The organism is Mesorhizobium sp. M4B.F.Ca.ET.058.02.1.1, assembly GCF_003952505.1.
GTDB lineage: Bacteria > Pseudomonadota > Alphaproteobacteria > Rhizobiales > Rhizobiaceae > Mesorhizobium.
This window is the reverse complement of sequence record NZ_CP034450.1, coordinates 5579312-5591925: the sequence shown is the minus strand read 5'-3', so window position 1 is coordinate 5591925 and position 12614 is coordinate 5579312. Positions and strand designations below refer to the sequence as shown.

Here is a 12614-nt window from a genome sequence, read left to right as displayed (position 1 = left end):
ATCATCCAGGCTTGGCCTGGACGGGGCGACCAACATGAAATCATCATCGGGATGAAAAATACACCTGCCAGCCCGACTTCCACCGAAGGCGTTGCCGCTCTCGACCGCGCCATCGCCATTCTCGACGCATTCACGCCCGCCGATCGCTCGCTCGGCCTGGCCGAGATCGCGACCCGCACCGGCCTTTACAAGAGCACGATACTGAGGCTGGCCAACTCGCTGATGCGCGGCCAATTGCTGGAACGGCTTGACGACGGGCGTTATCGCATCGGACCGGCCACCTTCAGGCTTGGCGCGCTCTACCAGCGCTCGGTGGTGGCGATGGATGTCCTGCTGCCGATCATGCGAGATCTGTCGGAGCGGAGTTGGGAAAGCGTCGCCTTCTATGTCCGCTCCGGCGATGTCCGCACCTGCCTTTACCGCGTCGAATCCAAGCATCCGATCCGCTACACCATCCACGAGGGCGACGTGCTGCCCTTGCTGGCGGGTTCCGGCGGCCGTGTACTCGCCGCGTTCTCCGGCGAGCAGGGCGAGCCCTACGATACCATCCGCGCGGACTATCACCATTTGTCGGTGGGCGACCGCGATCCCGAGACGGCTGGCGTCTCGGCGCCTGTTTTTGGACCCGGCCGGACTCTTCTCGGCGCACTCACCCTTGCCGGCCCAAGAACGCGCGTGGACGCAGCCTTTCTGCGCCGCATGACCGCGCCCTTGCTCGAGGCGGCGGCTCGCGCCACCCGCGCCTTCGGCGAAGACGCCTCGATGCTCGAACGAGCAAGTTTGAAAGCCGTTCATCGCCGATAAGGCACTGGAAACTCTTTGAACTTTGTTTCCATGACTTGGTCCCGATTTGTCGGGCTTTCGAGCGCCGGCAAATTGGAAGCAGTCGAACTGCAATAGTATTTGCCTAAAATCCTATCCTATACCCTTGCGAAAGCAACCTGTGGAAGAAGACAGGCTGTCTCGAGTAAAAATACTCGGCAAGTTTATTGGCTGTTAAGGCCGACATGCTACTCGGGCTGTTGTCGCATGACGAGCAGCGACATGAGGGAGAGAGGTTTCGCCTGGCCTGCAATTGCCTCGGTCAGGCCCAGCGGGTTCACGGGGGCCATGGCAATTTCCATGGAAGCTTGATGAGGCTGTCACCGGCGCTTTCTAGCCCACGTCTTGTCGGGTTGGTCTGGCCATTCATCCTCGTGGTCCTTGTCCAGGCTCTGGTCGCCGGCGGCAGCCTCTATACGCTTTCGGCGGTTCGCGCCTACGTCGGCGGCGAAAGCCATTGGTCGAAAGGACAGAAAGAGGCCATCTATTTCCTCAGCCTCTATGCCGATACCGGCAAGACGGATTTCTTCAACGAGTATCGCACCGCAATTGCCGTTCCGCTGGCCGATCATGCGGCGCGGCTGGCACTTGAGCAGGCCGAGCCCGACACCGAGGCGGCGCGCGCCGGTTTCGTGCAGGGTGGAAATCACGCCGACGACGTCGCGGGAATGATCTGGTTGTTCCGAAATTTTCGCTGGTTCAGCTACCTCGACGTCGCCATTCAGCGCTGGGCGGCTGCAGACGACATGATCCTGGCGCTCGACGAGTTGGGCGAGACAATCCACCGGAAGGTCGCGGAAGGACGGGTATCGTCGGACCAGGTCGGCGCCTGGAAGGCAGAGATCCACCGGCTCAACGATGAGATCGGCCCTCTGTCCAAGGCGTTCTCTGACAGCCTGGGAGAGGGTTCGCGTTTCATCAACATTGCATTGACGCTGGCCAATCTCGCCACAGCCGCTCTGCTCATCCTGCTAGCAGTGTGGCGCACGCGCAAACTCCTGGCGCAACGCCAGGCTTTCCAGAACGCGCTCAATGCCGAGCGCGAACGGGCCCAGATCACGCTTGCTTCGATCGGCCAGGCCGTCATCAGCACAAATTCCGATGGGCGGCTGGATTACATGAACGCTGTCGCCGAACGCCTGCTGGCGCACACGTTCGAGCTGGCGAGAGGCAAACCGATCGCATCACTGTTCAAGCTCGTCGACAAGGACAGCGGCGTCGAGGAGACGCAATGGATCCAGCGCTTGCTGGCCGGCGAGCCGAGGCGTTCCAATGCCCGCCCGCGACTGCTGCAGCGCGCCGACGGTTCGGTCGTTCCCATTGCCCTGACTGGCGCACCGCTTTTGGTGTCCGGCGAAGTCGTCGGCGCCGTGCTCGCCTTCCACGACATGACGCGCGAACAGGACTACATCGAGCGCCTTTCATGGCAAGCATCGCACGACGAACTGACGGGGCTTGCAAATCGCCGCGACTTCGAGAGCCGCCTGCAGAAGGCCATCCAGGATTTGCACCATCGACCCGGGCAGCACGCCCTGATGTATCTGGATCTCGACCAGTTCAAGCTGGTCAACGACACATGCGGCCACGCCGCCGGCGACCAGCTGCTGCGTCAGGTCTCCATATTGCTCGGCAATGATCTTCGGCCGGGCGACATTCTGGCGCGACTGGGCGGCGACGAATTCGGCGTCCTCCTCCTCGATTGCAGCCTGGATCTCGCCGCCGACATTGCCGAACGGATGCGCGCGACCGTTCAAGACCTGCATTTCTCATGGACCGGAAGACCGTTCGCCATCAGCGTCAGCATCGGCATGGTCCAGATTGTGGATGCCAAAGTCACGCTTGAAGAAACCCTGCAGGCCGCCGATGTCGCCTGCTACATGGCCAAGGAAAAGGGCCGCAATCGGGTTCAGCTGCATAGCGACAGCGACACGGCCCTGCGGGAACGGTTCACGGAAATGGCCTGGGTGCAGCGTCTGCACGCCGCGCTGGAGGAAAACCGCTTCAGGCTCTATTGCCAGGAGATATGGCCGCTCAGCGCCGCCGCGGCGGAAGGCGGGGCGCATCTCGAAATCCTGCTGCGGCTGACGGACGAGGATGGTTCCATTGTCTCGCCGGCCAGCTTCATTCCGGCAGCCGAGCGCTACGGGCTGATGCCGTCGATCGACCGCTGGGTCGTGCGCGGCACCTTCGCCGTTCTGGCCGCGCGCCTTGGCGATCCAGCGGCCGCTCCGATCGCCACCTGCGCCATCAATCTGTCCGGGGCGAGCTTCGGCGACGAGACGTTTCTCGACTTCCTGCGCGAGCAGTTCGAGATCAGCGGCATCCCGCCGAAGCTCATCTGCCTCGAGATCACCGAGACCAGCGCCATCGCCGACCTCGCCAACGCCATGCGCTTCATCGCCCAGTTGCGCGAGCTGGGCTGCCGCTTCGCTCTCGACGATTTCGGCTCCGGCATGTCGTCCTTCGCCTATCTGAAGCACTTGCCCGTCGACTATCTGAAAATCGATGGCAGCTTCGTCAAGGACATGCTGGAGGATCGCATCGACCGTGCCATGGTCGAGATGATCCATCATATCGGCAAGGTGATGGGCAAGCGCACCATTGCCGAGTTCGTTGAAAGCGAGAGCATCGTCACGGCCTTGAAATCGATCGGCGTCGACTATGCCCAGGGCTATGCGATCGCCAGGCCGCAACCGTTCGATCTACGCACGAAATTGCTAGACCCCGGCGCCGCGCCGCACGCTGATACGCAGAACGCCGTGGCGCGAAAGCTGCTCAAGGCTGGATGACGGGGCTCTACCGCCGCTCCAGCAGGATCGTCGGATTGTCGTGATAGGTGGTGCGCAGGATTTCCCTGTAGCCGCACTTGGCCGCAACATTGAGCGACGCTGTGTTTTCCGGATCGACGATGCAGACGGTTCTGGCCGGTGAGAACGTCACGTCTCCCCAGGCGAGAGCGCGCTGGACCACTTCGCTCGCCAGTCCCCGGCCATGCGCTTCCGAGGCCAGCGCCCAGCCGGCCTCCGGCACGCCATCGATCGATGGCTCGATATCGCGCTTCAAATCGTGGAAGCCAGCCTCGCCGATGAAGCGGCCGCTCGCCTTCTCCTCGATCGCCCAGAACCCATAGCCAATCAGCGACCACAGCCCGGCATGGCGCAGGAAGCGCATCCAGCTCTCCTCGCGCGTGCGCGGCTTGCCGCCGATGAAGCGGGTGACGGCGGGATCGGCCCACATGGCGACGTAGGCGTCGAAATCGTCCAGCCGGTGCGCCCGCAGGATGGTCCGCGCCGTTTCGATGACCGGCACGCCGGTTGCCTTTGGACTGCCCATGGAACTTGCCTCGCTTGAACGTCAAGAAGGCGCCTAGCAAACCTCCCGCACCGAACAAGGGCCACGGCGGTCCGGATCATCCTCCAGACCAGAACGTCCCATCACGCCAGGGCAGCTAGCTGCCCGCCGTGTCTGGGAATTCTGTCCGGCGATGCTAGTCTTAGCGGAAATCTGATTCAGCCCGCATATCATCCAACCAGAGGAAAATGCATGGATACCACCGACCTCGTGCTGGCCATCATCCATCATCTGCTGGTGTTTTCGCTGGCCGGCATCATCGGCGCCGAATTCGTGCTGCTCCGCGGCGATCTGCCCGCCGCGACGCTGAAGCGCCTTGTCGGCATCGACCGCCATTACGGCATCATCGCCGCGCTGATCGTCATCGTCGGCGCCGGCCGTGTCTTCTACGGCCTGAAGGGCTGGGAGTTCTACATCTACAACTGGATGTTCTGGGCAAAGATGACGGCCTTCGTCATCGTCGGCCTTTTGTCGATCATCCCGACCGTCCGCTTCATCTCCTGGAACCGGCAGACCGGCGCCACTCCCGGCTTCCAGGTGCCGGCGGCGGAGCTCGCCTCGGTCAAGACCTATGTCCGCGCCGAAGCCTTCATCTTCCTGCTGATCCCGGTCTTCGCGGCGGCTATGGCGCGCGGCTACGGCTCCTGAGCAATTCCGGGAAACTGCGCGGCGCGGTCTCCGTCCGGGTTGCGCACCGCTTCAAGCCTCGGCGGCAACCGTCTCCGAAAGCGGCGCGATCGGCACCAGCGGCGCCGGCATCTCGGCCGTCTTCTCCGCCGCCTTGCAGATGTCGGCGATGACGCAGGCCGGACAATCCAGCTTGCGCGCCTTGCAGACATAGCGGCCATGCAGGATCAGCCAGTGATGCGCATGGCGCATATACTCGGCCGGGATGATCTTCAGCAGCCCCTGCTCGACCTGTTCCGGCGTCTTGCCGGGCGCCAACCCGAGGCGGTTGCCGATGCGGAATATATGCGTGTCGACCGCCATCGTGTGCTGGCCGAAGGCCATGTTGAGCACGACATTAGCGGTCTTGCGCCCGACGCCCGGCAGCTTGATCAGCTGGTCGCGGTCGGCGGGCACCTCGCCGCCATGCTCGTCGATCAGCGCCTTGGACAGCGCGATCACGCTCTTGGCCTTGTTGCGCCAGAGGCCGATGGTGCGGATGTAGTCGCCGACTTTCGCTTCGCCGAGCGCCAGCATCTTCTGCGGCGTGTCGGCGACCGCAAACAGCGCCCGCGTCGCCTTGTTGACGCCGGCATCGGTGGCCTGCGCCGACAACACCACCGCCACCAGCAGCGTGAAGGCGTTGACATGCTCGAGCTCGCCCTTCGGCTCCGGTCGCTGCACCGAAAACCGCCGGAAAATCTCGCGCACCTCGGCCGAGCTGTAGAGGGGCCGTGATCGCGTCGGCCTCGGCCGCGGTTTGGCGTTCGAGCCGTCGCGCCGGCCGGGCGGCAATGCATTTTTGGCCATCGGGGATTTTTTCGTCTTGGGGCTTGCCATTCCCTTCCTATAATATCCAGGCATGAGCGACACAAACGCCTCTTTCCAGGCTGACGAGCCCTTCTTCCATGCCTTGCTGACACCGCACCGCTCGCTCGGCCGCACCGGCTTCATCGTCCTTATGGGCGCGCTGTCCTTCGGCTGGCTGGCCACCGGCGCCTTCTTCCTGTCGCGCGGCGCCTGGCCGGTGTTCGGCTTCTTCGGGCTCGACGTGATCGCCGTCTACATCGCCTTCCGCGTCAATTACCGTGCCGCCCGCGCTCGCGAGGAAGTCTCGGTGTCGCGCACCAGCCTCGACATTCGCAAGACCGCGCCATCGGGCAGGTCGGAGGCGCACCGCTTCAATCCGTTCTGGGCGCGCTTCTCAATCGCCCGCCATGCCGAGATCGGCATCACCAGGATGGCGGTAGAGGCACAGGGACAGATCGTGTCGATCGGGTCCTTCCTCGACCCCGTCTCCCGCGAGAGCTTTGCCACCGCTTTTTCGCGCGCGCTCGCGACCGCCAGGGCGCGCTGACTGTCGAATTTGCGTTATCCGGCGGCCGGCTTTCCACGCCTTGCCGTAGGAATTCAAGCACGTCGCGGGCGGGCGGCAGCAGGGCAAGTTTCGGGTGGTGGCAAAGGGCGGGAAGACCGATATTCGCGGTCAAGGAGATATTGCCATGAACGCCCAGATGACCATGAATACGCAGATGAAACCGACCGCGATCCTTGAGAACGAAATTACTCCCAAGGGCAGCGACTACGAGGTCGTGCGCCGCGCCATCGAGAAGATCAGTCTCGACTATCGCGACCAACCTTCGCTCGAGGATCTGGCCGAGGAGGTCGGCGAGACGCCGACGGGTCTGCAGAAGCTGTTCACCCGCTGGGCCGGCCTGTCGCCCAAGGCCTTTCTGCAGGCGGTCACGCTCGACCATGCGCGCCGGCTGCTCGATTCCGGCATGCCGCTGCTCGAAACCTCGTTCGAGCTCGGCATGTCGGGCCCGGGACGGCTGCATGACCTCTTCGTCACCCATGAAGCGATGTCGCCGGGCGACTACAAGACGCGCGGCGCCGGCCTCACCATCCGCTACGGCTATCACATCTCGCCTTTCGGCATCGCCCTGATCATGGTCACCGACCGCGGGCTTGCCGGCCTCGCCTTCAACGATCCCGGCGGCGAGCGCGCGGCCTTCGCCGACATGTCCGGCCGCTGGCCGAACGCGGCCTATGTCGAGGACATGAGCTCTACAGCGCCCTACGCCGCGCGCATCTTCGATCCAAGACTGTGGCGCGCCGACCAGCCGCTGCGCGTGGTGATGATCGGCACCGACTTCCAGTTGCGCGTCTGGGAAACCCTCTTGCGCATCCCGATGGGCAAGGCCTGCACCTACTCCTCGATCGCCGCCAGCATCGGCGCGCCGAGCGCCAGCCGCGCGGTGGGTGCCGCGGTCGGCGCCAATCCGATGTCGTTCGTCGTGCCTTGTCACCGCGCGCTCGGCAAGTCCGGCGCCCTCACCGGATACCACTGGGGCCTGACCCGCAAGCGTGCCATCCTCGGCTGGGAGGCGGGACAGGTCTCGTCCTGAAACGTCGATATTTTCGAGTTTTGTTGCACAAAACCGTGGATCAAAGTATAAACAAGTATTCCTACATTTATCGCCTTTGCCCCCAAATTTATAGGCATTACAACCGGCGACAACCTGTGGTTTCGCCGGTTTTACTCTTTTTAGGCAAGTGAAGACATTTCATTTTACCCTAAATTAACTACGATAAAGCGAAGATGCCTTTGTATTAAGTCGGACCATCCGGCTTGATAGGAGGGTTTCGATGAAGTTCTTTCGCGCCGTCATCGGTGCGGCACTGCTGGTCGCCTGCATCGACCAGACCGCATCCGCAGCCACCGGAAACGTGCTGTTCGACGGCACGATCACCGCGACCTGCACGATCACGATCAACTCCAACGGCACGATGACCGTCAGCACCAATCTTCAGTCGCTGAGCTCCCACAATGCAGGCGGTTCGGCCGGCAGCGCCCAGGTGGATACCACCGGCGGCGTCACGCTCAGCGTCGACCCGGTCACGACCACCACCGTGCCGGCCTCAGATGTCACGGCCACCACATGGACCCCGACCTTCGCCACCTCCGGCGCGCAGACCATTGCCGAGACCGGCACCGCGACCGCGCTGACGGTACCGGGCACATCGACGGTCGCGGTCAATCTTGCCGGCACCAAGAGCGGCTCGAACCGCTTCTCCGCCGGCAACTACCAGGCAACCGTCACACTGCGCTGCGAATAGCCTTCTCGCGAAAGGAGCGGTCTTTGAAAAAGGTTGGAATTCTGACGGCGGCGCTGGCCGTCGTGTTGTCTCCCCTTGCCGCGACGGGCCAGTCGATGACGCCGATGCGCGGCGAGGTGAGGTCGTTCACCGATGCTTTCGCCGTCCGCGTCTTTCCGGGCAACCCGTACGACCAGCGAATTCGCGTCGAGGTTCATGTCTACGACCAGGATTTCCAGCCGATAGCCGCCAGGATCACGCCCAGCGCCTTTCTTCTGGCCGGCCAGGCATCGCGTCCGGTTCTGGTGGTCGTGCCGTTCGACGGCGCGACCGAGCGTAAAGTGCGTATCTGTACCGAGAGTATCCCCTTTCCAAGCGAGCAGACGCAGATAAGGGCACAGATATGCGGAAAGTTCTTCGGACATCGCAGGTCCTGACCCTCTCCTTGCTGTCCGCTTTGGCGGTCGTGAGTTCGGGGTTTGCCGAGGACATACTGAACCTGAACCAGAACCAGACGGGTTTCACCCTGCCCGGTGTCACCCTTCCCCAGGGCCAGGACGAGGTGCATGCTTCCGACGGCACCACCTGCCGCTCCTCGGTTTCAGGCAGTGGCGCCTATCTCGACGTCGGCGTCATCAGAGGCAACAACAGCAGCCAGTCGAACAGCGACATCGCCACCTATGGCCGCGTGGTGGTCCCGATCGGTCGGACGCCGAAGCGTGTCGATTGCAGCCGCCTCTACGAGCTTGAGGTCGAGCGCCTGCAGATGGAACTGAAGCTGCTCAAGATGGGCCTCGGCGCCGACGGCCAGACGACGGGCAGCGTGGCTGCCGCCGGTCCCACGGCCGCTCCCGCTCCCGCAACCGCTTCGGCCGGATGGGCCAACGAAGGCTGGAGCATCAGAGGTACGAACGGCGATGGCAGGAAAAAGAAGAAGAAATAGCCGCGCCCTGCTTGCGGTGGCAGCACTTGCCGGCCTCTGCTTTCCCGCGCAGGCGGCGATCGTCGGCACCTGCACGATCGTGATCGGCGCCTCGGGAACGATGACGTCGAACCCCGCCATCAACATCCTCGGCTCCAAGCAGGCGGGCGGGTCGAGCGCCGGCGCCACGATCACCGCAAGCTCGCTGCTGTGCTCGATCCTCAACCTGCTCGACTGCTTTTCGGTTTCCGCGCCGGCGCCGATCGCCTTCACTTCGGCTCCAAGCGGCGGCGACACCAACGTCACCTTCGCCACCGTCTTCCGGCTCGACGGCTCGGGCACGGACATTCCGGGCAGTTCGCCGCAGCGGGTGATCAACGGCACACACACCATGCTGGTCGACCTCACCGCCACCAAGTCGCCGGGCATCTTTCCGGCCGGCACCTATCAGGGCACGGTCACCGTGCGCTGCGAATGAGCAAGTGGCAGCCGGCGCGGAACCCTATTGTGGGCTGGCAAGCGGCGCTCTTACAGGCTAGCTTCCCGCGCAGTCAGCAGGAGGCTCTTCTTGATTATCGTTGTCGGCTCCATCAACCTCGACCTCATCGCCAATGTCGACCGCTTGCCGGCGCCCGGCGAGACGGTGCGTGGCTCCACTTTCGCCACCGCGCCCGGCGGCAAGGGTGCCAACCAGGCGCTGGCCGCCGCGCGCGCCGGCGCCAAGGTGCGCATGGTCGGCGCCGTCGGCAAGGATAGCTTCGCCGCCGAGGCGCTGGCTTTGCTCACTGGCAAGGTCGATCTCTCCGGCATAGGCGAGAGCTTCGCTTCGACCGGCACGGCGCTGATCCTGGTCGGCGCCGACGGTGAAAACGTCATCGCCGTGGTCCCGGGCGCCAATGATTCGGTGCTGCCCGGCGATATCGCCAAGGCACAGCTCAAGAAGGGCGACGTCGTGCTGCTGCAGCACGAGATCCCCTTGCAGACCGTTGACGCCACGCTGGAGGCGGCGCGGGCGGCCGGCGCCATCAGCGTGCTCAACACCGCGCCGTTTCGCGCCGAGGCATCCAACCTGCTAAGCAAGGCCGACTATGCCGTCGCCAACGAGACTGAATTCGATCTCTATGGCGAGGCGCTGTCGCTCAGCGGCCGTGATCGCCCCGCGCGGATGCGCGACTATGCCGGCAAGACCGGGCGTACTATCGTCGTCACCCTCGGCGGCGATGGCGTGTTGGCCGCGACGCCCGACACGTTCCTGACCGTGCCGGCGCTGGAGATAACCCCGGTCGACACGGTCGGCGCCGGCGACACGTTTTGCGGTTATTTCGGTGCCGGCCTGTCGTCGGGCCTGCCGCTCGAACAGGCGCTCGCACGCGCCGCCACCGCCGGCTCGCTCGCTTGCCTGAAGCCGGGCGCGCAGCCGGCCATTCCGTTGGCAAAAGATGTCGACGCAGCCCTCCCAGGCGCGTGACGACGGCCATGCGTCCCAAGACAAAGCATGCCGTTCCGCCGGCCGGCGACATCTGCCGTCTGTCCGCCGTGGAGCTAGCCGGCGCGATCGGGCAGCGCCGCCTGTCGGTGCGCGAGGTGGTCGCAGCTTTTCTCGACCGCATCGAGGCGGTGAACCCGCAGGTCAACGCCATCGTGTCGCTGCGCGATCGCGCCGGCATCCTCGCTGAGGCCGACAGCGCGGATGCCCATCTGGCGCGCGGCGGTGAGACGGGAGCATTGTTCGGCCTGCCGATTGCGATCAAGGACCTGGCCCTGACCAAGGGCCTGAAAACCACCTTCGGCTCGCCGATCTTCGCCGACTTCGTCCCCGGGGAGGACGACTTCTTTGTCGAGCGCGTCCGCAAGGCCGGCGCCATCATTATCGGCAAGACCAATGTCCCCGAATTCGGGCTTGGCTCCAACACCTACAACAATGTGTTCGGCCCGACGCTCAACGCCTTCGATCCGGCCTTGACCGCCGGCGGATCGAGCGGCGGCGCGGCGGTGGCGCTTGCGCTCGACATGGTGCCGATCGCCGACGGCAGCGACTTCGGCGGCTCGCTGCGCAATCCCGCAGCCTACAACAACGTCTATGGCTTCCGCCCCTCGCAGGGGCTGGTTCCCGCCGGGCCGGACATCGATGTCTTCCACGCGCAGATGGGCGTGGAAGGGCCGATGGGCCGCAGCGTGCGCGACATCGCGCTGCTGCTCGACGAGCAGGCCGGCTATCATCCGCGCGCCCCGTTGTCGCACGACAAGCAGGGTTCCTTCCTCGACGGATTGTCGACGAAGGCAACTGGTGGCCGCATCGCCTGGCTCGGCGATCTCGGCGGCCACCTGCCTGTCGAGCCGGGCATAGTCGATCTTTGCCACGCCGCGCTCGCCCGTTTCGCCGATGCCTCCTTCCACAGCGAGGCGCAGGTGCCGGATGTCGATTTCGAGGCGCTGTGGCAGGCCTTCGTCACGCTGCGCCAGGCGAGCAGCGGCTGCGCGCTCAAGGTCCACTACGACGATCCGGCCAAGCGCAGGCTGCTGAAACCCGAAGCCGTGTGGGAGGTGGAGCAGGCGATGCGCCTCACCGCGCCGCAAGTCCATGCCGCAACGGTGAGGCGCTCGGCCTGGCACCGAAAGCTGCTGTCGATCTTCGACCGGTTCGACCTGGTCGCGTTGCCCACCGCGCAGGTCTTCCCTTTCGAAGTCGCCACCGACTGGCTGCGTGAGGTGGCCGGTCGAGCCATGGACAGCTACCATCGCTGGATGCAGGTCTCCGCCTTCGCCACGCTGGGCGGCTGTCCGGCGCTCAACGTACCCGTCGGTTTCGACGGCAAGAGCCGGCCGATGGGCATGCAGCTGATCGGGCCGCCACGCGGCGATCTCGCCGTGCTGCGGGCCGGCGCGGCCTACGAGGCGACACTGCCCTGGCAGGCAGGCGCAAGCTGAGGCCGGCTATCGGCGGCAGGCTGGCGCTTGCGCCCACACCGGCGCCGTGCATTGATCGGGCCCGGCCGCCACCGGATCGGTGCCATCTTGCTTGAGGAAAGACCATGTCGCTGGAACTTTACGCCACCTATGTCGTCGCCTGCATCGTCATCATCCTGGTGCCCGGTCCGACCGTCACGCTGATCATCGCCAACAGCATCCGCCACGGCGCGCGCGCCGGCCTTGCCAACGTCGCCGGCACCCAGGCCGGCCTCGCCATCATGATCGCCATCGTCGGCATCGGCCTCAACACGCTGATATCAGGCATGGGCCACTGGTTCGAATGGGTCAGGCTGATCGGCGCCGCCTATCTGATCTGGATGGGCGTGCAGATGTTCCGTTCGAAAGGCACGCTGAACCCCGACGGATCGGCCAGGAAAGCCGCGCGGCGGCTTCTTCCTGCAGGGTTTCCTGGTGGCGATCAGCAATCCGAAGACATTGGTGTTCTTCGGCGCCTTCTTTCCGCAGTTCATCGCGCCGCAGGGCAACTACACGCTGCAGATCGTGGTCATGGGCCTGACCGCGATGATCTTTGCCGCCATGTCGGATTCGACCTACGCGCTTGCCGCAAGCCGCGCCGGTCGGCTGCTGTCGGCCAGCCGCGTCAAGCTGATGTCCCGCATCAGCGGCAGCTTCCTGGTCGGTGGCGGCCTCTGGCTGGCCTTCTCGAAGGCGAAGTAGCGCCTACCTTCCCTCGCCCCGTTTACGGGGAGAGGGTGGTCGCGAAGCGACCGGGTGAGGGGCAGCGCCAGGATTGCAGGCAAAACACCGACATTCGCGCCGCCCC

13 protein-coding genes and 1 pseudogene are annotated in these 12614 nt (G+C 64.5%); 12 read left to right on the top strand and 2 right to left on the bottom strand.

Annotation, left to right across the window (positions count from 1 at the left end; all coding sequences use genetic code 11):
* The first annotated feature begins 51 nt into the window (after window positions 1-51).
* Window positions 52-804 (top strand): IclR family transcriptional regulator, encoded by a 753-nt coding sequence (locus tag EJ073_RS27220; protein WP_126058317.1) that lies wholly within the window; start codon window positions 52-54, stop codon window positions 802-804.
* Window positions 805-1133: 329 nt separating this feature from the next.
* Window positions 1134-3611: an EAL domain-containing protein gene (locus EJ073_RS27215; protein WP_126058316.1), complete on the top strand. Its 2478-nt coding sequence runs from the start codon at window positions 1134-1136 to the stop codon at window positions 3609-3611.
* Between the two features lie 7 nt (window positions 3612-3618).
* On the opposite strand, the gene EJ073_RS27210 is transcribed toward EJ073_RS27215, so the two are convergent.
* On the bottom strand, window positions 3619-4155 hold the full coding sequence (locus EJ073_RS27210) for a GNAT family N-acetyltransferase (RefSeq protein ID WP_126058315.1): 537 nt from the start codon (window positions 4153-4155) through the stop codon (window positions 3619-3621).
* 210 nt (window positions 4156-4365) lie between these two features.
* On the opposite strand from EJ073_RS27210, the gene EJ073_RS27205 reads away from it, so the two are divergent.
* A complete protein-coding gene (locus EJ073_RS27205) occupies window positions 4366-4821 on the top strand; it encodes a DUF2214 family protein (protein WP_126058314.1) in 456 nt (151 codons plus the stop codon).
* Window positions 4822-4872: 51 nt separating this feature from the next.
* On the opposite strand, the gene nth is transcribed toward EJ073_RS27205, so the two are convergent.
* A complete protein-coding gene (gene nth / locus EJ073_RS27200) occupies window positions 4873-5679 on the bottom strand; it encodes an endonuclease III (protein ID WP_126058313.1) in 807 nt (268 codons plus the stop codon).
* 22 nt (window positions 5680-5701) lie between these two features.
* On the opposite strand from nth, the gene EJ073_RS27195 reads away from it, so the two are divergent.
* The 9 genes and pseudogenes from EJ073_RS27195 to EJ073_RS27155 all read left to right on the top strand — a co-directional run bounded on the left by EJ073_RS27195 (window position 5702) and on the right by EJ073_RS27155 (window position 12508).
* Window positions 5702-6196 (top strand): DUF2244 domain-containing protein, encoded by a 495-nt coding sequence (locus tag EJ073_RS27195; protein WP_126058312.1) that lies wholly within the window; start codon window positions 5702-5704, stop codon window positions 6194-6196.
* A gap of 145 nt (window positions 6197-6341) precedes the next feature.
* Window positions 6342-7247, top strand: coding sequence for a bifunctional helix-turn-helix domain-containing protein/methylated-DNA--[protein]-cysteine S-methyltransferase (locus tag EJ073_RS27190; RefSeq protein ID WP_245455382.1), 906 nt, complete (start codon window positions 6342-6344; stop codon window positions 7245-7247).
* 241 nt (window positions 7248-7488) lie between these two features.
* Window positions 7489-7959, top strand: a complete 471-nt coding sequence (locus tag EJ073_RS27185) for a hypothetical protein (protein WP_126058311.1) — start codon at window positions 7489-7491, stop codon at window positions 7957-7959.
* 23 nt (window positions 7960-7982) lie between these two features.
* A complete protein-coding gene (locus EJ073_RS27180) occupies window positions 7983-8375 on the top strand; it encodes a hypothetical protein (RefSeq protein WP_126058310.1) in 393 nt (130 codons plus the stop codon).
* Window positions 8342-8881: a hypothetical protein gene (locus EJ073_RS27175; RefSeq protein WP_126058309.1), complete on the top strand. Its 540-nt coding sequence runs from the start codon at window positions 8342-8344 to the stop codon at window positions 8879-8881. The genes EJ073_RS27180 and EJ073_RS27175 overlap by 34 nt, the downstream gene beginning before the upstream one ends.
* Entirely contained in the window at window positions 8856-9338 is a 483-nt protein-coding gene (locus EJ073_RS27170; protein WP_126058308.1) for a hypothetical protein, read from the top strand. The genes EJ073_RS27175 and EJ073_RS27170 overlap by 26 nt, the downstream gene beginning before the upstream one ends.
* Window positions 9339-9428: 90 nt before the next feature.
* Complete coding sequence (locus EJ073_RS27165; protein ID WP_126058307.1) at window positions 9429-10328, top strand: ribokinase; 900 nt, start codon at window positions 9429-9431, stop codon at window positions 10326-10328.
* An 8-nt stretch (window positions 10329-10336) separates the two neighbouring features.
* A complete protein-coding gene (locus EJ073_RS27160; RefSeq protein WP_126058306.1) occupies window positions 10337-11788 on the top strand; it encodes an amidase in 1452 nt (483 codons plus the stop codon).
* 104 nt (window positions 11789-11892) lie between these two features.
* Window positions 11893-12508: pseudogene (locus EJ073_RS27155) on the top strand (LysE family translocator).
* The last annotated feature ends 106 nt before the right edge of the window (window positions 12509-12614 follow it).